This is a genomic window from Enterococcus sp. DIV2402 (assembly GCF_017426705.2).
Classification (GTDB): domain Bacteria; phylum Bacillota; class Bacilli; order Lactobacillales; family Enterococcaceae; genus Enterococcus_F; species Enterococcus_F lowellii.
Genome location: NZ_CP147251.1, coordinates 3,109,439 through 3,130,498 on the forward strand (window position 1 = coordinate 3,109,439; position 21,060 = coordinate 3,130,498).

Below are 21,060 nucleotides of genomic sequence, written 5' to 3' on the forward strand. Positions count from 1 at the left end.
AATGGGGAGAAAAAGTGAAAAAACAGAAAAGTATTAGTACGATTATTTTAGCCGTCTTAATTTGGTTGAGTTTGTTACCAATTATTGTCATGTTAATAAGTTCTTTTACTATCACGACTAATTTATTAAAAGAACGCAATCTAGTTAGTCAAGAAAGTGGCACACAAGCTGTTATTACTGAAAAAGAGAATCTTCTAAATAATGCAAAATCGCGTTTAGATGCCATTTCTGAAGAGCCTGTTTTTAAAACAGCATTTGATTTTAAAGAAATTCGTAAAACTTTACGAACCGCTCTATCTGGAGAAATGAACATCACAGCGATTACTTTTGCCACATTAGACAATCGTTTCACTGCAACAAACGAGTTACCGAAAGACTATAAACCAAGTGATCGACCATGGTTTATAGATGGTGTTGAAGGTAATGGTACTGCCATTTGGTCGATTCCTTACCAAGATTTAGTTAGCGGAAATTTTGTCAATACAATCTCTAAAATGATTCGCAACGATCAAGGTGATTGGGGTGTTATTAGTCTAGATGTCTCCTATGAGAGTGTCACTAAAGTTTTAAATGACTTAACCATCGGACAAACAGGGCATGTTTCTTTAATGACAAAAGATGGTGTAATTATTGCTGATGTTGATCCAGAACGCGTTGGTACGGATATTTCTGACACTACCACCTATCAGCAACTAAAACAAGCGACAATCCAAAAAGGCACCCTTACCAAAAACCTCCCATCTGACACAGAAACTATTTATTTTGATAAAGGTACCGAAGCTGATAGTCACAGTTGGGCCTTTGCGACTATTTATAAAGGAGAATATTCCAAAGAAAGTCGTGCATTATTACTTACTTCCTTAACAGTTGCGATAGTTATGTTGCTAGTGACGACTGCCTTTGCCTTTTTTGCAAAAAATATTATCAAAGAAATAATTCTAGTTTTTGTAGAATTATTCAATCAGATGAAAGATGGCATGTATCATCAAATTTCAAAGAAAAAAAGAAAACGTGCGCCCTTCTATAAAGTTACTGAAAATGCTCGCAATTATTTATATCCAGATGAAAATGGTAATGAAATTCATCGCATGGCAGCTAGCTATAACAATATGATTGATGGTGTAGAAGAAATTATTCATACTTCACAACAACAAAGTATGCAAATTGCTGAAATGGCAGATTCTCTGTTAGAATTGTCGCAGCAAACTACTTCTGCAACTGGTGACGTAACTGAAACAATCACTGGAGTGGCACAAGTGACAGGTATGCAAGCACAAGAAACTGAACACAGTGTGGCCCAAATGCAACAACTTTCTAATGTAATCCAAGAGCTAACAACAACTGTCGAAACTTTAAACCAGCAATCGGAAAATTCCAATAAAAGTAATCAACAAAGTATGGATGTGATGAACAAAGTCAATATCAATTGGCAAAGTGAAATGTCACAAATGAGTACTTTAGTTGATGGAATGAATGGCATGAATCAAAATATTCAAGCCATTAACCAAATTATTAATGTTATCAATGATATCTCTTATCAAACGAACTTATTAGCTCTAAATGCCTCAATTGAAGCTGCTCGTGCAGGTGAATCTGGTAAAGGCTTTGCAGTCGTTGCTGCCGAAATTCGTCAGCTAGCCGAACAAAGTAAGAATTCTACCAAAGAAATTGAAGAGATTATCGAAACTATCCAACACCAATCACTCAATATGGTTGAACAAACAACACGTTCATTAGATGGTGGTGAAAAACAAACTGATTTAATCAGCGAAGCAATTACTTCTTCCCAAGAAGTCTTTAGGCGTAACACTACAATTTTTGATAGTATTCAAGAAATTAAACATTCTACAAGTCACATCGCATCTATTCAAAATAGTGTTCTTGAAAATCTTGAAAGTATTTCAGCCTCGACTGAAGAAAATGCAGCAGGTACACAAGAAGTTTCTGCGAATGCCCAAGAGGTTTTAGCAACGATGGAAGAATTCGTTAGTCATGTAGGCGATTTACAAGGAATCTCTGAAGAATTAAAACAAATGGTCAACCGCTTATCAATTATTAAAGCAGACTAATTTATGCATCGGAGCTTTTTTTGTTCCGATGCATGTTTGCTCTTAAATTTTAATTTAGATAACCGATTTATCTTATGTGTAACAATATACAATTCTAGATAGAAATGAGGAAAGTGATGAAAAAGCAAAAAAGTATCGGTACCCTAATTCTAAGTGTCTTAGTGTTGCTTGCTCTAATTCCTGTATTGGCAATGTTATTTAGCTCATTTGCTCTTACTACCAATATCATGGAAAAACGTAATGATATAACCAAAGAAAGTGCGACTCGTGCAGTAATGACTGAAAAAGAGAATCTTGTCGCAAATGCTGAATCACGTTTTAACAGTTTTGCTGAGAATGATTTTTTCAAAAAAGATTTTAATATGACAGAAATTCGTTCTGCAATTGATTTTGCAGTAAATGGTGATCTTCAAATTAAATCCATTATTTTTGCAACACCAGATAATAAATTTGTATCCAACGTAAATATCCCAGCAGATTTCCAAGCACCTGAAAGACCTTGGTTTAAAGAAGCTGTTGCGAACAATGGAAAAGCAAGTTGGTCTACCCCTTATCAAGATGTAGTAACCAAAGAATTTGTTAATGCCTTTTCAAAGGTTATCACGAATGATAATGGTGATTGGGGTGTTCTTAGTCTAGAAGTGTCTTATGAAAGCGTCAATAAATTAATCCAAGATTTACGAATTGGACGCACCGGACAAGTTTCGCTTATTACGAGTGAAGGCGTGATTATTGCCGATCTTGAACCAGAACGCGTAGGTGTCGATGTTTCTGACAATGATGTCTTTACCAAGATGAAAGAAGCCGCTAAGTCAACAGGTAACATTTCTTATCGTGACGGTGATGTCTCAAGCATTTATTTTGATAAAGGTTCTGATCCTGAATCGAAAACTTGGGCGTTTGCTACTCTTCGTTCAACCGAATACAATGAGGAAAAAAATTCATTATTGACTTCTTCAGCAATTATTGCAGTTATTCTCCTAGTCATTGTGTTTTTATTCTCTTATTTCGTACGAAATATCATTAAAAATATTATTTTAGTATTTGTTGAGTTATTTGATGAAATAAAAAATGGCATCTATCGTCCCATTCCTAAAAAGAAAAAGAATGGTTTAAGCTTTAATATTGCGGCTAGTGCAAAAAATTATGTCTATCCTAATCCACAAGGAAATGAAATTCACCGAATGGCAGATAGTTACAATGAAATGATTAAGAGTACAGGTCGTTTATTAACAAATACAAAAAAACAAAGTGATGTTGTAGCAACAATGGCAGATTCTTTATTAGAACTTTCTCAACAAACAAGTTCTGCAACTAGTGAAGTGACTGAAACCATTACTGGTATTGCAGAAGTAACAGGTACACAAGCACAGGAAACTGAGCACAGTGTTAGTCAAATGCAAAAACTTTCAGATGTTGTTCAAGAATTGACTAATAATGTTACTACGATGAATGAACAGTCTCATGAATCCACACAAATTAATCAACAAAGTATGGATGTGATGGGTGCTGTTAACTCAAGTTGGCAACAGGAACTTGCACAAATGAGTAATTTGGTAAACGGAATGAATACCATGAATCAAAGTATTCAAGCGATTAATCAAATTATTAATGTCATTAACGATATCTCTTATCAAACAAATCTATTAGCTTTAAATGCCTCAATTGAAGCCGCTCGTGCGGGTGAATCTGGGAAAGGCTTCGCAGTCGTTGCTGCCGAAATTCGTCAATTAGCAGAGCAAAGCAAAAATTCTACGAAAGAAATTGAGACGATTATTTCAACAATTCAAAACCAATCAACAGAGATGGTTGAACAAGCGTCACGTTCTCTAGACGGCGGTGAAACACAAACACGTTTGATTGAACAAGCGATTGTCTCGGCTGAAGAGGTCTTTAATCGAAATACCTTAATGATTCAAGGTATCCAAGAAATTGAACAATCCACCACTCGAATCGTTACTGTTCAAAATTCTGTTTTAGAAAATTTAGAAAGTATCTCAGCTTCCACAGAAGAAAATGCTGCAGGTACGCAAGAAGTTTCAGCCAACGCCGAAGAAGTTTTAGCAACAATGGAAGAATTTGTAGGACACGTCAGTGAATTACAAAGCATTTCAAATAATTTAAAAGATATTGTCAATACCTTAAAGATTCTTAACTAAACAAAAGCACCTCCCGCCTAAGTTTGTTCACTTAGGCGGGAGGTGCTTTTTTAATGATAGTTACGTTGCAAGTAATAAAAGACTGGCACGCCAATTGCCGTAATGCCAATTCCGGTAATGACTAACATTGGCGTTGTAATGGTTGTCATCACTAAGATAAATCCTCCGCCCACGATTGCAATTAACGGTGTAATCGGATATAACGGTACTTTGTAAGGTCGAGGCATTTCTGGAAAACGACGACGTAATAAAAAGACCGCAATAAAAATTAAAATACTGAAAAACCACATAACGAAAACCAACATATCTGTTAACAAATCGAATGTTCCGATACTCATCATCACACAGGCAATGACTAATTGGAATAACGCAGCCACATAAGGAATTGTTGTATTTTTTGACAATTTTTTCATTTGTTTGCTAAATAAAAATTCATCTTTCAAAGCTAACGCATAAGGGACACGAATTCCGGTCATTGTATAACCATTCAATGCTCCATAAACTGAAATTAAAATGCCGATTGTAACGATTTTTCCACCGATATTGCCAAAAAGTACAGTTGCGACTTCTGAAGAAGAATTTAAATTACCAGCGATTTGATCGATTGGCAAGGTCTTCAAGAATACTAAGTTAATTACCCAATAAATCAATGTAACAAAACTCAATCCAAAGATGATGGCTTTTGGTAAGTCTCTTTCCGGACGTTTCATTTCACCTGCAACAGTTCCTACGTTTAGCCAGCCATCGTAAGCAAACAACGTCGCTAACAAGGCGGCACTAAAGCCTGCTGCCCACGATTTATCCGTACCACCAATTGAAATATCAACAATGGACACATCCACTTTCCCAGGCATCAATAAACCTGCCACAATAATAACAGCAATAGGAATCAATTTGACGATTAACGTCACCGATTGAACATTGGCTGCAATTTTTGTTCCCAATAAATTAATTCCTGTCACACTGCACGCAGTTAAAATGGATAAAGGCAATAACCATTGTGTATCCAAATGAAATAAATTCAAACATTGTGTTGCGAAAATAATACTTAGAGCGGCAATATTAGCTGGGAAATAAATAATACTTTGCGCCCAACCTAATAAAAATGAGGGCAACTTTCCATAAGCGATTTCGATATATTTAATCGGTCCACCTGTTTCAGGAATTGCTGTAGCTAACTCGGCTACGGTTAATCCTCCACAAATTGTTAAAAAGCCTGCTAATAACCAAGCAAATAAGGTTAAACCGGCTGACTGCGTTTGTGAGACTACGGCGGCAGCTTTAAAGAAGACGCCCGCGCCGATGACCGTTCCCATAACGGTTGACAAGGCACCAATTAACGAAATTTCTTTTTTTAATTGTTTTGGCAAACAATCACTCCACTTTCTATTTTTTAGATAGACCGATTATACTGATATTTTCATGAAATTACCATCTAAAAACGAAAAAAAAGCGCCTCTTGCGCTCTTTTCTCTTAAAACTCTTCATAAGTAGCTGGATTTTGCTGTTTTAAACGGCCTTCTTCTTTCGTTAATGATGCAATTAATGCTATATCTTCATGCAACAACTCAAAATCGAAAATGGCTAAATTATTTTTTTGACGAGCGATATGCGAGGCTTTCGGAATTGGTAATACACCTAACTGTACGTGCCAACGCAAAATGATTTGTGGAATAGTCTTGCCATAGCGAACAGCAATCTCATTCAATATAGGATGTTGTAAGATTTCTGTCGCACGCCCAAGTGGACTCCAAGCTTCTGTAATTATTTGTTTCGACTGATTATACTGACGTTGACTTTCCTGATTGAAGTTCGGATGCAATTCCACTTGATTGATGACAGGTAGAACACCAGTCTCTGCTTCTAAACGATCAATGTGTTCAGGTAAAAAATTGCTAACACCAATCGAACGAATCAAGCCAGTTTTTTGTGCATCAATTAATGCTTGCCACGCTTCCACATAGTGATTTTGAATGGGATTGGGCCAATGAATGAGATACAAGTCGATATAGTCTAAATTCAAACGTGCTACGGATTCTTCAATAGTCACCAATGCTTCTTGATAAAGATGATGTCTTCCTGGTAGTTTGGAGGCAACGGTAATTTGGTCGCGTGGAACACTGCTATTTTTAATCGCTCGTCCCACCGCTCCTTCATTTTCATAATTAAAGGCCGTATCAATTAAGCGATAACCTACCGTTAGCGCTTGTTCTATGACACGTGTTCCATACGAACCATTCAAACTATACGTGCCAAACCCAATCTTTGGAATTTGAAATCCATCAGATAATTCATAGAATTCTTGCATATTTTTTCCCCTCCTCTTATTTAAAAGGATAACATAACATATCCAAAAATCGCCACTAGCGAAATTGCTTAAATTGTGGTACTGTTTGAAAAAAAGGAGGCTCTTGCATGAACTATTATGACCAGCATTTACACACGTTTTTATCGTTTGACTCAGAGGAACAATTTGAAAACTATCTGGGTAACAAACCTGAATTTTTTGTAGCAACCGACCACTTTGACTTAGAAAATGCCGGTACAGGTTTCAAAGATGATATTCCTGATTATGCGATTTTAACGAAAAAATTAGCCGAATTAAATGAACAATATGACACTACATTTTTACGCGGTATTGAATTAGGCGTTGTTCCTGGTCAAGAAGCGAAAATTCAAGACTATCTTGCTAGCCATACGTATGATTTAAAACTATTGAGTATTCACCAAAACGGCAAATTTGATTACATGGATGATATTGTTTTAACCAAAGATAAATTTGCGGTGGCAAAAATGTACTTTGACCAAATGGCAGAAGTATTAGAGTCTTTTCCAGACGGACATATCCTCACGCACTTCGAATATGGCTTACGCCGTTTTGACTTTACACCAGAAGAATTAGAAAGTCGTTTTGAGAAAGAATTGATTAGTATCTTCAAAAAAGTGATTCAACGTGAATTGGCGATGGAAATTAACGCCAAAAGTTTTGGACGCTATCAAAACGAAGTACTCTATCGTTATGCGATTCCTTTGTATCAAAGTCTAGGCGGGAAATTATTTACGCTTGGATCAGATGCCCATGTGGCAGAAGATTATCGTCTCTTATTCCCAGAAATGGCCAACTTATTGCGCGAATTTGACGTCAAACAATTAGTAGTCTTCCAAGGCAACGACCGTTTTTACACTGACTTACCTTAAAAAATTCCCAGCAAAGATATTCTCTGCTGGGAATTTATTATTTTTCTTCTTCTTTTTTCTTCGGTTCAATTACTTTGTTTTTGACTGCCTCTTTCTGCGCCTCTTTAAAAATCTTCTCTTTTTCTGACTTGTACGAGTGCTGACGTTCGGCATAAACTTTTTCTTTGGTTTTGTCGGTCATATGAATCTCTCCCTTATCAGATTTATACAAGTACTTACCTTTGTATAATTTAATTATAAAAAAGAACCAGCCATTTGTAAAATCTAAGGCTACTTAATTGAACGAATCTTCTTTTTCTTTCATTATTTATAAAAAAACATATCTTTTATTTTGATGGCAAAACGCCCTCTAAAGATTAAAAAATAGTTAGATTTCAAAAAGATAATATGCTATGATTAACAATAAAAACAATAAAAGGTGATCTATATGGAAAACAAATTAAATTTCGTGATGATTTCACCGCACTTTCCAGATAACTTTGCTACTTTTGCACCACGTCTACAAGAAACTGGTTTTAATACTCTTGGAATTGCGGATGTCCCTTATGAACAATTATCTCAAACGTTAAAAAACTCGCTCACCGATTATTATCGGGTAGACAACATGGAAGATTACAATCAGGTCTATCGTGCCGTTGCGTATTTTGCTCATAAATATGGTCGAATTCATCGCATCGAATCCCACAATGAACATTGGTTAGAACTCGATGCGCGTCTACGAACAGATTTTAATGTTTTTGGCTATAAAGAAAATGATTTAGATGCCATTAAACATAAATCTGCAATGAAAGAAGTTTTTCGAAGTATTGGATTACCTGTGGCAAACGGTCGCGTTTTTTATGAACGAGCAGACGGTTTTGAATTAGCCAACGAATTAAACTTCCCAGTTATCATTAAACCAGATAGTGGTGTAGGTGCTGGCGATACGTACAAAATTAACAATGAAGATGAATTAGCACACTTCTTTGACATTCGTCATCCAGAAGTAACTTATATCATGGAAGAATTTATTCCAGGCGATATCGTCACATTTGACGGACTAGTGGATCACGATGGAAATATTGTTTATCATTCAAGCTTACTCTACAATGTCGCTGTATTGGAAACTGTTGAAAACAACGACGATATGTATTTCTATTTATCTCGTGAAGTTCCAGAAGATTTATACGAAATGGGTGCTAAAATGGTTCAAGCTTTCAATGCAAAAGAACGCTTTTTCCACTTTGAATTTTTCCGAATTGCGGATGGTTCACTGTTGCCATTAGAAGTAAATCTGCGTCCACCAGGTGGTGCAACCATTGATATGTTCAACTACGGCAATGATATTGATATCTTTAAAGAATATGCAAATGTCGTAAAAGACAATAAATTCTACACAGCTGTTGAACGCCCGTATTACTGTGGGTATGTTTCAAGACAATATAAAACGCATAACTACGTTCATTCAAACGATGACATTCGTAACTATTTAGGCGACAACCTAATTAATATCCAAACGATTCCTGGCATTTTTGCTGCAATTATGGGTGATGAAGGCTATCTCGTTCGTACACCATCTGAAGAACAGTTATTCGAATATTTCGCATTTATTCGTGAAAAATACTAGGAGGTTTTTTATGCACTTTGAAAGAAGAAGTCATTACAGCGGACATTTAAACCGCGAAATGCATTTTAATGTTTATGGACATGCAGGGAAACCTGTCATCGTCTTTCCCTCATCTGGCGGTAGTCAAAATGAATTTGCTGATTTCGGAATGATTGAAGCTTGTCGTTCATTTATTGACCGCGGATTGATTAAATTCTATACTCCAGATTCATTAGATAATGAATCATGGTTAGCAACAAGTCGTAGTCCACATGATATTGGGGAAACACATAATCAATACGATCGTTACATTGTTGAAGAATTAGTCCCATTAATTCGTTATGAATCCAATTGGGGCGGCGCTATGATTGCTACTGGTTGTAGCATGGGTGGTTTCCACACAGCTAACTTTGCATTACGCCATCCAGATATTTTTGATATTAGTATTGCTTTAAGTGGTGTTTATGATGCCCGTTTCTTTACGGGTGATTTTTATGGTGATCAAGCCGTTTACTTTAATTCACCGGTTGATTATTTAAAAAATATGGAAGACAATTGGTTCCTAGAGCGCTACCGTCAAAACACTTTTATTGTCTGTGTTGGTCAAGGTGATTGGGAAGGTCCCCATATTTTAGCCACTCGTGAATTACAACATATTTTTGAAAGCAAACGAATTCCTGGTTGGTTTGATTATTGGGGACATGATATTCCTCATGATTGGGATGCTTGGCGTGATCAACTGCCCTACTTCTTTGGTGCATTGGAACGACAAGGAAAAATTTAGTTAATTGAAAGAAGCATGAGCTAATCAGCCATGCTTCTTTTTTAACGGAAAAACTCCTTAGGAACAATTGCATCTAAAATATTCATCATTTCCTCTGGGGATTCTTGTTGCCCACGATTAATCCACTCTTGCATGACACTAAACGCCGCATTGCTGTAATAAATCACAAAATAATGTTCTTCTAAAGGCGTAAGGGTCTCCCCTTTTAATTGTTTCACTAAGTATTTTTTCCCATACTGTTGTAAAACGTTCCGAATATCATTTTGTACAGCTAAAGAACCATTCGTTGAAAGCAATAAGGCAATTAACTCGCCCTCTCCTTTCAAAAAATTTAAGGCTTCTAAGAAAAAATCGATGCGTTGGCCATCAAGAGCGGTTTGAATTTGTGGAAAAAAATGATGCAAATAATTATTTTTTAGTTTTTGGATTAAATCGTTTTTATCTTGATAATGTAAATAAAACGCTCCGCGACTAATTTTAGCTTTCGTGATAATTTCTTTAACCGTAATTTCTCCTAAACTCTTCTCTTTCAATAATACGATAAGCGCCTGGGTAATTTTTTTTATCGTTCGTTGGACACGAACATCTAAAAAGGCTTCTTCCATTGTTTCCTCCTAGCTAAATTTTACTAGACAATTTTAAGGCAAATGTTTACTATCTCGTTTTTTCAATTGTATTTCAAAAAAACTGGACTACAATATGAGTATACTTTTTATTAGACACTGTGTCTAATTGAGGAGGAGAGAACAATGCCAACCATTGAATTAACACACGCAACCAAATCTTTTCAACAGTTTACTGCTTTAAATGATGTCTCTTTAACCGTCGAGGCAGGAACAATTCTTTGTTTAATTGGACCTAGTGGTGCGGGAAAATCAACGCTAGTCAAATGTTTGATGGGCATGGAAAAACTAACTCAAGGTACCAGTCGTGTCTTAGAAACTGCGATGCCCAATCGAACGATTTTGAAACGAATTGGTTACATGGCCCAAGAGGATGCACTTTATGAAGACTTAACAGGAAAAGAAAATCTCTACTTTTTTGGGCAAATGATGGGGTTAAAAAAACAAGCGTTGAAACAAGCGTGTGACGAACAACTAGCTTTAATGAGACTGACCGACTTTCAGCATACAGTGGTCAAAAATTATTCAGGTGGCATGAAACGTCGTCTTTCGTTAGCAATTACGCTTTTAGCCGATCCGGATTTGTTAATTTTAGACGAACCTACTGTAGGAATTGATCCACGTTTGCGAGTGGAAATTTGGCAAAAGTTACGAGCTTTGGCGGATCAAGGAAAAAGTATTCTCGTTACAACACACGTGATGGATGAAGCAGAAAAATGTGACACACTTGGTTTAATTATTGACAGTCAGTTATTTGCTTTAGGTACCCCGCAAGAATTAAAAGCCCAATTTCAGGCAACTACGATTGAAGAAGTCTTCTTGAAAGCTGAGGTGGAAAAACATGCGCTATAAAGCACTCGTTCAACGAATTTTAAAAGAAATGATTCGCGATAAACGGACGCTCCTATTAATGATGGTTGCACCTTTATTTATTCTAACGCTGATGCATGTTGTTTTTGACCATGAAACAGATACGCAACTAGTTGTAGGCTATCGACAAGTTCCTGATAGCCTCATTGAGCAATTTCCTGATACCGTGACATTAACAGCATTTACTACCGATACTTCTGCCAAAAAACTTATTGAGCAGCATCAACTCGATGCATTCATCGAAACAACCGGTACGAAATTAACGGTAACCTATGAAAATGCCGATCCAAATAAAAGCAAACAACTAGCCGGTCTCTTGCCTAGTCTACTTATGAGTAGTGCAATGCAGAATCTCCCACGCACAAACGAGCTACCGCACTATACGATAACCAATCAATATGTGTATGGTAATGATGACTCTGATTTTTTTGATACCTTATTTCCGATTTTAATTGGTTTTTTTGTCTTTTTCTTTGTTTTTTTGATTTCAGGTATCTCGTTACTGAGAGAACGAACCAAAAAAACTTTAGAACGTTTATTGGCAACACCGGTGAAACGAAGTGAAATTATTTTTGGTTATATGACTGGTTATGGCTTATTTGCGATTGTTCAAACAATTTTGATTGTGTTATATGCAACCTATATTTTGGATTTGACCATCGCTGGTGAGTTGATTTGGGTCTTTGTTATTAATCTGTTAATTGCCTTAGTGGCGCTATCGATGGGGTTATTTGTTTCTACCTTTGCATCTTCCGAATTCCAGATGATGCAATTTATCCCTTTAGTCGTGATTCCTCAAATCTTTTTTGCAGGCATTATTCCCATTGATACGATGGCCAATTGGGTTCAAACTGTCGGCAAATTTTTACCTTTGACTTATGCGGGAGACGCGCTGACTAGTGTGATGTTTAAAGGTCAAGGATTTGACACCATTGCGGGTGATTTAGGTATGTTAATGTTATTCGCTTTGTTGTTTACCCTTGCGAATATTTTAGGCTTACGAAAATATCGTAAAGTTTAAAAAAAGTCCGTGACATAAAAAAAATGAAACTATCCGAATGATACACATTGAGTAACACTCATGGTGTATCATTCGGATAGTTTAGGATTAAAAGACGTATATCATCGCCTTTTTCTCTTAATTATGAAAAGTGAACTGTAGATATTCACCAAAATGGTCCGCCCAATATTTTTCAAAATGGTGCTCATCTGCTAAAATACGCAGCCAAATTTTATCCATAGCATGTCCATTTCGCAACATCGTTTGATAATACCACAAGGAACTATCAATATACGCTTGATTAATATTCTTATTAACAAAGGTTTCATCGACTTCGTTTCCTTCTTCTGTTCCTACTTGAATATATACTTTCGTATCAGGATGCAGTGGGTTTTTATCGATAAAATCTAAAAAGGCATTTTCACTTAACCATGAAGCTAATGAGAATACTCCCAATGAACCAAAAGTTTCAGGATATGCTGCACCCATATACGCTGTGATGAGTCCTCCTAAAGAGCTACCCACTAATGCTGTATGTTCACGTTCTGGTTGTGTCCGGTAATGTTTATCGATAAATGGTTTAACGGTATTCACAATCCATTCACCGTGAGGAATACCCATACCGCCAGGATGCCCATGACTTTCAACCTCTTCTTTCAATTCAAACGGCCAAGGCGTGTATTCGTCTAAGCGATCTTCCCCTGCATTATCAATGCCTACAATAATCATTTTCGGTAAATCAACACTATTTTTAATTAAAGGAATTAACTTCCATGAATGGCCCGAATAGGCTTCTTTACTATAAAAAACATTTTGTCCATCATGCATATAGACCACTGGGTAATTTTCTTCCACATACATATCGTAATCTCGCGGTAGCAACACACGGACGCGACGTGGTTTATCATCATAGGGAACATCTAAGTAATGGGAAATAATTGGCAAGTAATAATTCATCGGCTTCTTCATCGGCACACCTCATCATTGTCTATTTTTTCTATTTTAGCATGTTCTTTTAGAGTTTCCTAGTTTACTAGACTTTTGCAGAGGTATCGTTTCGTTAACCAATGAAATTATCGTTCTCCATCACTTTTTGTAAGCAATAGACCGAGTGTTGTAAGCTTTGTTGTTCATGGTCAATTGCTTCAGTATTTGCTTCAATCCCCTCTAATTTATGACTAATTTCATTCAATGTAGATAGCGTTTGTTTCATTAATTCAACAAATTGTTCTTCTGTTTGCATGTTACTTCTCCCCTTTGATTTCTTGTAATTTTGGTAATGATATTTTTGATTGATAAAATAAAGCATATAAAATGACACAAACGACGGGCAATAGACTAGCAATTCGATAGATTTCTTGAAAAGTCATCACTCTTCGTAATTCACCTAATAAATAAGGCCCTATTCCTAAACCTAAATCCAAGCCAATAAAATACGTGGATAAAGCTACACCAATTTGATGACCTTCACATTTTTTCAAACAAATCGCTTGCCCATTTGACATGAAGGTTCCATAGCCTAACCCAATAAAAGCACCTGAAAGAAGTAACATCCAATTACTTGTTGTGAAGCTTAACAGCAATAATCCTATAGCCAGACAAATATAGCTTGGGTAAATCACATAATTTTCACCATAAGTATCAAAAATGCGTCCTGACAACGGACGAGTAGCCGTAATGACCAATGCGTAAACAACAAAAAAGAATGAACTAGCCGGCACCAAATGTATGATTTGTGCATAAGAAGACAAAAAGGCTAATACGCTTGAATAAGCAAATCCCATTAAAAAGGCAATAAATGTAATAAATAGAACTTTCTTTTCAATAAAACTTTCCAACGACCATGATGCAATTAGTTTTCGATGTTCTGCTGATAATACGATATTTTTAACTGGAAATAGAAAACTGGCGATTGTCGTAATGGTAATTAATACAATTGAAAAACCAATAATAAAATAAAAATTCGTCAAATTTAATAATACCATTCCAATAAATGGACCTATGGCGGCAGCCAAGCTAGTACTTAATCCATAATAATTGATGCCTTCCCCATTACGTGATTTCGGAATATACGCTGTGACAATCGCATTTGTAGCAGTTGACACCGTACCATAACCGAACCCATTCAATAAACGTACGACATATAAGATACCAATCGATGGCACGTACAAATAAGCAACTGTTGTTAATAAATAAAAGACTGACCCATAACGCAAGACTGCTTTCCGACCGTAAGATTCTAATTTTTTCCCCATTAACAAACGAGCGAACAATGTTCCTATAATATAAATGCCTGACGCCAATCCCGCTTGTCCTAAAGTTGCGTGTAGTTGATCTTGAGCAATAACTGCGATAATCACCATCAATAAATAATAAACCAAATAAACAACAAAATTAATCACGGTCATACCAATAAAGCCTTTATTAAATAATTTATCTGGTGTCTCCAACCGTTTCTCCCCCACTTCTTTTTCCAACTCTCCCATTATTTAGGTCACCTCTGTTAAAATAAATTTGTGAAAAAATATCATATCTATTTGTTCAACGCGGATCTTCGCGAATGATGGCATAATTTTCTTTCACAAATCGCATTATACAAAGTTTTCTTACACAAAAAATGTCACTTTGTAACAATAAATTGCTAATAACATCTTTTAATTGCAAATGTTATTAACATTTGTTATTGTTTTTTGTGAGTTTCTACGATTAAATGCTAGAGAACAAGCAAAAAAGGAGGATGACGATGGATAAACAAATCTTACAAGATTATTTGGATGATCATGCGTTTCCAGTGATTGTTAGGTCAAAGAAAAAGTATTTAATGTATGAAGGATTACAAGATAGTTCTGCGTATATTTTGAAAAAAGGAATCATTAAAACTAGTGTCATTTCTCATGACGGACGGGAATTTAATCTTCGCTATATTACTGGGTTAGAAATTGTTTCTTTATTACGTGATGAATATTCGAAATTTATTGATGCTCCTTTTAACATCCGTGTCGAATCTCCTACAGCTGAGCTCTATCAAATTGATCGTGTGCAATTTTGGAAAGATATTAATCAAAGTCCACAATTACAAAATTATGTTAAAGAATATTATCGTGTGAATTTGTTGCAATCGATGAAAAAAATGCAGCAAATGCTAATGAATGGGAAATTTGGTGCCGTTTGTACACAATTATATGACCTTTATGAGACATTTGGCGTACAAACAAAAGAAGGTTATTTAATTGATTTTGTCGTGACGAATGAAGAAATTGCTCACTTTTGTGGGATTACTTCTGCAAGTAGTGTCAATCGTATGATGCAGCAATTAAGAGAAACCGGTGCTATTCGTATCCAAAATCGTAAAATTTTAATTAAAGATTTACATGCAATTAAAGAGAATATGGTGGTTTAAACAAAAAAGAGACGCTCGTACACGTCTCTTTTTTGTTATTTATAGCGTTGAATGACTGTCGCAATCGCTTGTTGTGTTTTGGTGAATTGGTTTGTTGTTGGATAAGTTGCTAATTGAGAGGCAAGATCTGAGAAAGTTAGGCTTATTTCCTCAAAATCTAGCAAGTCTGCTGTAAAACGGTCAACCATTTCATTTTTAGCTTGTTCCATGTCTAATAACGTCGTCGCTAATTGCTCGCCTTCTGCATTTTTGTCACTCCCAGTATTCAACCAATTCGTATATAGTTCTTGAGCAGCTTGATAATCGTTCTGCGCTTGTTCTAATTGTATCGACAACTCAGCTTGTTGCGTTTGTTTTTGATTTAGTGCTTCATTGGCAGCTGCTATCGTTTGATTCGTTTGGGGCGTTGCCGTCACCTCCATTGTACTGAATAGCTTCTCGGTATCTGCTAAAGTCATTGAAAAGTCTTCCACTGCTTGTGTCCATTCAATCACTGTTTGCTGTTGCAAATTGTCCTCTAAGATTTGTAGGATTTGTGTTTGTTCTAAAGCCGCTTTTTGTAAAGCATCTCGTTGAATTGCTTGATTTCTTGCCTCAGCTGTATGAGTTGAATCTGTCTCCTCTACTTTAGCTGCGCTATATTCCGCTTCTAAAATCGCTATTTCTGTTTCTAAACGTTGACGTTTCACATCAATTTCGGCGATGGTTTGTTGCGCGTTTGCTTGCTCTTTTAAATCTTCGCTCGTTTCTTGTGTTTGTGCGACAGCTAGTTCTGAATCTAAAGCCGTTAGCTCCGCTTGTTTATCTGCTAAAGCTGTTTCAAGTTCTTGTTTTTTTGCAGTTGATACAGCAGGTGCTCGTTCTACATTTTGATTCTCCCCAGCCTCTAAGTCTGCTCTTGCTTGAGCCACTTGTTCACGCTGTTTGGCAATTTTTTCTTTAATTGCTGGTGTCTGTGGTTCATCCGTTGTTTGATTGGCTATCGTTTTTTCAGGATTCATTTTTTCATTATCCGTTATGATTTTTTCACCTACTACCTGATTTTGCTCGTCTTTAACAATGACATAATTGCCATCCCACGTAATAACTGTACCAACTGGCAACGTATATTGTTCGCCATCTTGGTAACCATTCGCAGATAACAACTGCATCGGATTTTTAATATTTAACGCCATGCCGATATTCCACACAGTATCCCCTTCTATCATTGTTAACGAGTGGGTTGAATCGATACGACTAACAATTTCTTCAACCGAATTTACTTGCCAACTATCGGCTGATACTACCGGCTGAAAAAAGCCCAGCATACTTCCAACTAATCCCCCATAAATACACCAATATTTTGGGCATTTCGTCATTTTCACTAAATCAGTAGACGAATTACTTAATTTTTTCATTGCTTCTCCTCCCAACATCTCCATTAGTTTAGCATATTTCCCCCACAAAAAAAGCACTAGAAAAATTCTAGTACTCTTTCATAAACCGATGCGTGATACGAGTTGTCACCATCAACACCAAAACAATGGACACCAATCGATCAAGGTAATCTGTAATCACTTGAACAAGGAAGACACTGGAAACTTGTGATAAGCCAATCCCACGTAATAATTGAACAATCACGCTTGAACCAGAAGACGTGATACCTCCAAATAAAACAACCGTGATAATCGTTGCTATAATTGTTCCAGGTAATGAAATCCATAACGTTTTTATCACTAATTGTTTTCCTTCTAAGCGATTTTTTAAGAAATAACCTGCACAAAACCCAGTAACAATTTGGACAGGTCCATAATATAAAGCAAATAAATCAGTAGTCAAACCGCTAAGTAAAGCATTTAATAAGCCTGCTAATACACCATAAACAGGACCTAATAATACAGCAGCGAAAATTGTTCCAATCGTATCCAAATAAATAGGCAGACGCAAGAACAAGGCAATGGTGCCCCCTACATAATTCAATGCTAAAGCTAACGCAACAATGGTAATGGTTCTAGTAGTGATGGTTTTTGTTTGATTCATGATACATAGTCATCCTCACATTAAGTTTTTTAGATCCGTTTGAATCAGTTCTTCTTGTGCATGAAGAATGACGGTCAAAAACTTCCCAAAGAAAGAATACGTATCCACTTCAGTTAAAATTTTACTGTTCGCAGGTTTCTGCCAAAAATCATAGCGATCAACTAAGGTTTGTCCCATGCTAATACTCGTTGTTTCAACAGCAGTAAAACTTTCGAAACCCGTGCAAATCGTGGGGTCAATAAAATAAGCGACCGCAAGCGGATCATTAATAACACAGCCCAAGATATGCTCTTGCTGCCAATGAAAGTCCACATAAAAGCGGGTGATTGCTTGAATAAATTGACCAATTTCTGGATTCATCCGTCGACAGTATTCAATTAATGTCGGTGTTAAAACAATTTCGCGCGTTACATCTAAACCAACCATTTCGATTGTTTGATTTAGATGTTGAAAGACGTACGCTGCAGCATCTGGATCACACCAGTAATTGTATTCTGCTACTGGTGAACAGTTCCCATGACTTTTATACGTTCCACCCATTGAAACAAAGCGTTGCATATGTTCTCCAAGCTGTGGATTTTTCTGCAAAGCTTGCGCAATATTTGTCAACGGACCCAAGGCGATGACGGAAATAGCTGTTGGTTGAGCAAAAGTGGTCGCTAGATACGTTGCTGCATCTTGTACTTCTATTGTTTTTTCGGATGTTCGAGGGAAATATGTTTCGCCTAAACCATCCATTCCATGTGTATCTTGCGCACTGATAAATTCTCGCGTCAATGGTGTTGTTGCACCTTGATACACAGGAATATCTAGTCTATGACAACGTTCCAAACAGCGAAAGGTATTTTCAACTCCTAACTCAACAGGAACATTGCCACAAACAACAGTGATTCCAACTACTTCTAGCTCTGGTGCTTGAACAGCCAGCATTAGCGCCAACATATCATCAATACCAGGGTCACAATCAATAATTACTTTTTGTCGTTGCATTTCCAACCTCCTTTCAAGAGGTATATAGTTTTTTATAACTGGGAGGTTTCGAACCAGTCCGAGAAAAATTTCTCGATTTCATGCACGTGTCTCATCATACCGTAAATTATTTTGAATGAAAAGAGCTGAATGAAAAAAGCACTAGAAAAATTCTAGCGCTTCACGGCTTTAAATAGCGATGTTAAAATTAAACCAATCACACCAACGAATAAAGAATACGCAGGCATCCCAAACATATTGTTTTGATTATCCAGAAGTAAGCGGACAAAATTAGTCGTGTAATCATCTGACGCAGCGGAAACAACTTTTCCAGTATAACTGTTCAGATACGTAAACAAGCCCAATTGAACGACAGAAAAAACAAAAGCGATAATCTGACTTTTTTTGGAAGATACGACATGTAAAACTAAAATGATGATAGGCACTCCGATTAGTGCGTACTTCGCAAAATCGAAAAGCTGGAAATTATTGCGATAATTCATTAACAATTCTGGACTATATGCCGCCCAACGTTTAATGACACTTTCCATTTGATTAAACAGCGTAATCAAATTATAATTCGAAAATTTAACAAATCCTTCTCCTAAAACGCCGTATAAACTAGCCATAACTGAAGACAAAGAGACGACTGTTGATGGTGGCATTTTTTTTAATTGACGGATAAGTTTACGTGTTATTTTTTTAACACGACTTTTTAATGTTTTTCTTCTTTTTCCGATACTAACCCCTCTTTTGCATTTTATTCCGTTAACAGTATACCACAAGAGGGGAGCATACGTTTGCCTTTTTTTCTGGAAATTATCTGAAAAATTATTCTGCTTGTATCATCTGCTTAATCTCTTTTTGAGACAGGGCTTTCCATGGCGATGTTTCAAAATTGATTAACGCTTTTTCGGGATTTTCATTTTTATTCCACCATTTTGCTTCATACCCAATGCCGTCAAACATGACTCGTTTTCCAGCAGTATACACTGTGTCTTCTAACCAGTTCGGATACGTCCCTTCAGGTAATTTTAATTGAGGTAACGGCTTTTCACCAGGCAAAACTGGACCGATAAGTTGCCAAGGCGTTTCTTCGGCACGTAAAATCGGACTGTCGGGTGCATCGCCTTTCGTCCACCATTTTGCTTCATAGACATGATGATGCCAAACGACTTTCGTTTGCGCTAAATAAACGCCTTCTTCTGACCAAATCGGATACGGACTAGTCGCAGGATCATCGGGTTTTTGTAACTCTTCTTTTGTTAAATTAGAAACTGTTGTAAGTTGCGCATTTTCTGCAACTTTGCCGTTTAAATTTTTCTTTAATCGCTTGGCAAAATCTTGGTCTTCTTGGGTAACGCCGCTATAACTATCAGATACAAACGTTGCGGGCACATAATCTGGATTGGATTTACGGTCACGATTAGCCGACCACATCGACATTCGTCCTAATTTCACTTTTTGCGCGAACTGATTTAATTCTGTCGCATCTTTTAAGGTGAAGCGTTCAGTAGCAACATCATTTTGTCCAATCATGGGCGTTGCACCTATTTTTGCCCATAATACAGCGTCACTTAGATAAATTCCAGCTTTGTTATACATAATTTTTAATTGCCGATGGGTTTCCTTCAATGCCTGTATCGCATTCTCAGCTAAAGATAATTTCGGTTGACGGCTACCACCATAGTTCATCGTCATAATATTCACTCCTGCTAAATCAACCTTGTTGGTTAAAAATTCAGCAACTGTATCCGTTCCATCTTTTGTTAGGCCATTCGGATCAGCTGGCAGTGTCAACCACACCGCCAACGATTTGCCGGCTTTTTTACGATTTGTTTGTAACTTAGCAATTGCTTGTGCCCGTAACTGATTGACTGTTCGATTGGTGAGACCGTCATTCTCCAAGTCCAAATCAATCGTCGTTAAGTCATAACGATCGATGACTTCTTGATACGCTGCGACAAGCGAATCAACATCCGTATAGCGCAACGCCAATTCATCATTCAATAGTCCGCCAAAGGAAACAATCACATCATACCCTTTTTGTCTTAGTCGTGCGATACGTCGATCAAGATCTAGATTCTGACTCGCTTCCTCTAATGAATAAAAATTTCCCCAACTCGGTGAACCATCCTTTTCTGATGCTACAACAAATGATAAAACAACGTTATCCTCCAATTGCTCAAAATTAAACTGGGGTGTTGCAGTCACATCGACATATGAAGCAAACCACGGTTGATGATCCGATTTTTGAAATTGAGCAAACAGTTCTGTACGATTTAAATAAGCACCTGACCCAATCAAAAGTACCACCACCATGAATAGTAGACGTAAAATGGACAAGCGACGAGTAGGCGTAACCTGTTTGTTCTTCATATCAC

General features: G+C 36.8%; 20 protein-coding genes and 1 riboswitch. Of the genes, 8 read left to right on the forward strand and 12 right to left on the reverse strand.

From position 1 onward, the window contains the following. Positions 1-14: 14 nt before the first annotated feature. Both DOK78_RS15180 and DOK78_RS15185 read left to right on the forward strand, forming a co-directional pair. Positions 15-2,069 carry a methyl-accepting chemotaxis protein gene (locus tag DOK78_RS15180; RefSeq protein ID WP_207871501.1) on the forward strand — a complete coding sequence of 685 codons (2,055 nt, stop codon included), beginning with the start codon at positions 15-17 and terminating at the stop codon, positions 2,067-2,069. Positions 2,070-2,185: 116 nt separating this feature from the next. Beyond that, entirely contained in the window at positions 2,186-4,228 is a 2,043-nt protein-coding gene (locus DOK78_RS15185; RefSeq protein ID WP_207871502.1) for a methyl-accepting chemotaxis protein, read from the forward strand. Positions 4,229-4,278: 50 nt separating this feature from the next. Here DOK78_RS15185 and DOK78_RS15190 read toward each other — a convergent pair whose 3' ends face one another. Beyond that, positions 4,279-5,598: an APC family permease gene (locus tag DOK78_RS15190; protein ID WP_207871503.1), complete on the reverse strand. Its 1,320-nt coding sequence runs from the start codon at positions 5,596-5,598 to the stop codon at positions 4,279-4,281. A 104-nt stretch (positions 5,599-5,702) separates the two neighbouring features. Then, the gene (locus DOK78_RS15195) at positions 5,703-6,536 is read right to left on the reverse strand and encodes an aldo/keto reductase (protein WP_207871504.1); all 834 of its coding nucleotides are present in this window, start codon (positions 6,534-6,536) and stop codon (positions 5,703-5,705) included. 107 nt (positions 6,537-6,643) lie between these two features. Here DOK78_RS15195 and DOK78_RS15200 point away from each other — a divergent pair, with 107 nt between their 5' ends. Then, positions 6,644-7,426, forward strand: coding sequence for a histidinol phosphate phosphatase (locus DOK78_RS15200; protein WP_207871505.1), 783 nt, complete (start codon positions 6,644-6,646; stop codon positions 7,424-7,426). A 37-nt stretch (positions 7,427-7,463) separates the two neighbouring features. Here the strand turns inward: DOK78_RS15200 and DOK78_RS15205 are convergent, their stop codons facing one another. Next, positions 7,464-7,607, reverse strand: coding sequence for a hypothetical protein (locus DOK78_RS15205; RefSeq protein ID WP_207871506.1), 144 nt, complete (start codon positions 7,605-7,607; stop codon positions 7,464-7,466). A 246-nt stretch (positions 7,608-7,853) separates the two neighbouring features. Between DOK78_RS15205 and DOK78_RS15210 the strand changes: the two genes are divergently transcribed. After that, positions 7,854-9,032, forward strand: a complete 1,179-nt coding sequence (locus DOK78_RS15210; protein ID WP_207871507.1) for an ATP-grasp domain-containing protein — start codon at positions 7,854-7,856, stop codon at positions 9,030-9,032. A gap of 10 nt (positions 9,033-9,042) precedes the next feature. Continuing rightward, positions 9,043-9,795, forward strand: a complete 753-nt coding sequence (locus tag DOK78_RS15215) for an esterase family protein (protein WP_207871508.1) — start codon at positions 9,043-9,045, stop codon at positions 9,793-9,795. A 41-nt stretch (positions 9,796-9,836) separates the two neighbouring features. Here the strand turns inward: DOK78_RS15215 and DOK78_RS15220 are convergent, their stop codons facing one another. Further along, positions 9,837-10,400 (reverse strand): TetR/AcrR family transcriptional regulator, encoded by a 564-nt coding sequence (locus tag DOK78_RS15220; protein WP_243430363.1) that lies wholly within the window; start codon positions 10,398-10,400, stop codon positions 9,837-9,839. Between the two features lie 144 nt (positions 10,401-10,544). Between DOK78_RS15220 and DOK78_RS15225 the strand changes: the two genes are divergently transcribed. Together DOK78_RS15225 and DOK78_RS15230 are read left to right on the forward strand one after the other, a co-directional pair. Next, entirely contained in the window at positions 10,545-11,270 is a 726-nt protein-coding gene (locus DOK78_RS15225; RefSeq protein WP_207871509.1) for an ABC transporter ATP-binding protein, read from the forward strand. After that, on the forward strand, positions 11,260-12,309 hold the full coding sequence (locus DOK78_RS15230; protein ID WP_207871510.1) for an ABC transporter permease: 1,050 nt from the start codon (positions 11,260-11,262) through the stop codon (positions 12,307-12,309). Before DOK78_RS15225 ends, DOK78_RS15230 begins: the two co-directional genes overlap by 11 nt. A 117-nt stretch (positions 12,310-12,426) precedes the next feature. On the opposite strand, the gene DOK78_RS15235 is transcribed toward DOK78_RS15230, so the two are convergent. The 3 genes from DOK78_RS15235 to DOK78_RS15245 form a co-directional block, all read right to left on the reverse strand. Further along, complete coding sequence (locus DOK78_RS15235) at positions 12,427-13,257, reverse strand: alpha/beta hydrolase (protein WP_207871511.1); 831 nt, start codon at positions 13,255-13,257, stop codon at positions 12,427-12,429. 91 nt (positions 13,258-13,348) lie between these two features. Further along, on the reverse strand, positions 13,349-13,531 hold the full coding sequence (locus DOK78_RS15240; RefSeq protein WP_207871512.1) for a hypothetical protein: 183 nt from the start codon (positions 13,529-13,531) through the stop codon (positions 13,349-13,351). Position 13,532: 1 nt separating this feature from the next. Continuing rightward, entirely contained in the window at positions 13,533-14,774 is a 1,242-nt protein-coding gene (locus DOK78_RS15245; RefSeq protein ID WP_207871513.1) for an MFS transporter, read from the reverse strand. A 257-nt stretch (positions 14,775-15,031) separates the two neighbouring features. Between DOK78_RS15245 and DOK78_RS15250 the strand changes: the two genes are divergently transcribed. Next, entirely contained in the window at positions 15,032-15,688 is a 657-nt protein-coding gene (locus tag DOK78_RS15250; protein ID WP_207871514.1) for a Crp/Fnr family transcriptional regulator, read from the forward strand. Between the two features lie 35 nt (positions 15,689-15,723). Here the strand turns inward: DOK78_RS15250 and DOK78_RS15255 are convergent, their stop codons facing one another. The 5 genes from DOK78_RS15255 to DOK78_RS15275 all read right to left on the reverse strand — a co-directional run bounded on the left by DOK78_RS15255 (position 15,724) and on the right by DOK78_RS15275 (position 21,055). Next, positions 15,724-17,085 carry a hypothetical protein gene (locus DOK78_RS15255; protein WP_243430364.1) on the reverse strand — a complete coding sequence of 454 codons (1,362 nt, stop codon included), beginning with the start codon at positions 17,083-17,085 and terminating at the stop codon, positions 15,724-15,726. Positions 17,086-17,152: 67 nt separating this feature from the next. Then, positions 17,153-17,707, reverse strand: a complete 555-nt coding sequence (locus tag DOK78_RS15260; protein WP_207871515.1) for an ECF transporter S component — start codon at positions 17,705-17,707, stop codon at positions 17,153-17,155. A gap of 15 nt (positions 17,708-17,722) precedes the next feature. Continuing rightward, positions 17,723-18,697 (reverse strand): nucleoside hydrolase, encoded by a 975-nt coding sequence (locus DOK78_RS15265; RefSeq protein WP_207871516.1) that lies wholly within the window; start codon positions 18,695-18,697, stop codon positions 17,723-17,725. A gap of 18 nt (positions 18,698-18,715) precedes the next feature. Continuing rightward, positions 18,716-18,760, reverse strand: a riboswitch (PreQ1 riboswitch). Positions 18,761-18,849: 89 nt separating this feature from the next. Then, positions 18,850-19,317, reverse strand: a complete 468-nt coding sequence (locus DOK78_RS15270) for a hypothetical protein (RefSeq protein ID WP_243430365.1) — start codon at positions 19,315-19,317, stop codon at positions 18,850-18,852. A gap of 190 nt (positions 19,318-19,507) precedes the next feature. Continuing rightward, positions 19,508-21,055 (reverse strand): chitinase, encoded by a 1,548-nt coding sequence (locus DOK78_RS15275; RefSeq protein WP_207871517.1) that lies wholly within the window; start codon positions 21,053-21,055, stop codon positions 19,508-19,510. Positions 21,056-21,060 lie beyond the last annotated feature (5 nt).

What these genes read in the sequence shown, in the direction of transcription:
- DOK78_RS15215 (WP_207871508.1), top strand. Translation starts at nt 9,043, where the DNA reads ATGCACTTTGAAAGAAGAAGTCATTACAGCGGACATTTAAACCGCGAA.
- DOK78_RS15205 (WP_207871506.1), bottom strand. Translation starts at nt 7,607, where the DNA reads ATGACCGACAAAACCAAAGAAAAAGTTTATGCCGAACGTCAGCACTCG.
- DOK78_RS15200 (WP_207871505.1), top strand. Translation starts at nt 6,644, where the DNA reads ATGAACTATTATGACCAGCATTTACACACGTTTTTATCGTTTGACTCA.
- DOK78_RS15225 (WP_207871509.1), top strand. Translation starts at nt 10,545, where the DNA reads ATGCCAACCATTGAATTAACACACGCAACCAAATCTTTTCAACAGTTT.
- DOK78_RS15230 (WP_207871510.1), top strand. Translation starts at nt 11,260, where the DNA reads ATGCGCTATAAAGCACTCGTTCAACGAATTTTAAAAGAAATGATTCGC.
- DOK78_RS15185 (WP_207871502.1), top strand. Translation starts at nt 2,186, where the DNA reads ATGAAAAAGCAAAAAAGTATCGGTACCCTAATTCTAAGTGTCTTAGTG.
- DOK78_RS15240 (WP_207871512.1), bottom strand. Translation starts at nt 13,531, where the DNA reads ATGCAAACAGAAGAACAATTTGTTGAATTAATGAAACAAACGCTATCT.
- DOK78_RS15195 (WP_207871504.1), bottom strand. Translation starts at nt 6,536, where the DNA reads ATGCAAGAATTCTATGAATTATCTGATGGATTTCAAATTCCAAAGATT.
- DOK78_RS15260 (WP_207871515.1), bottom strand. Translation starts at nt 17,707, where the DNA reads ATGAATCAAACAAAAACCATCACTACTAGAACCATTACCATTGTTGCG.
- DOK78_RS15275 (WP_207871517.1), bottom strand. Translation starts at nt 21,055, where the DNA reads ATGAAGAACAAACAGGTTACGCCTACTCGTCGCTTGTCCATTTTACGT.
- DOK78_RS15210 (WP_207871507.1), top strand. Translation starts at nt 7,854, where the DNA reads ATGGAAAACAAATTAAATTTCGTGATGATTTCACCGCACTTTCCAGAT.
- DOK78_RS15265 (WP_207871516.1), bottom strand. Translation starts at nt 18,697, where the DNA reads ATGCAACGACAAAAAGTAATTATTGATTGTGACCCTGGTATTGATGAT.
- DOK78_RS15245 (WP_207871513.1), bottom strand. Translation starts at nt 14,774, where the DNA reads ATGGGAGAGTTGGAAAAAGAAGTGGGGGAGAAACGGTTGGAGACACCA.
- DOK78_RS15250 (WP_207871514.1), top strand. Translation starts at nt 15,032, where the DNA reads ATGGATAAACAAATCTTACAAGATTATTTGGATGATCATGCGTTTCCA.
- DOK78_RS15235 (WP_207871511.1), bottom strand. Translation starts at nt 13,257, where the DNA reads ATGAAGAAGCCGATGAATTATTACTTGCCAATTATTTCCCATTACTTA.
- DOK78_RS15255 (WP_243430364.1), bottom strand. Translation starts at nt 17,085, where the DNA reads ATGAAAAAATTAAGTAATTCGTCTACTGATTTAGTGAAAATGACGAAA.
- DOK78_RS15220 (WP_243430363.1), bottom strand. Translation starts at nt 10,400, where the DNA reads ATGGAAGAAGCCTTTTTAGATGTTCGTGTCCAACGAACGATAAAAAAA.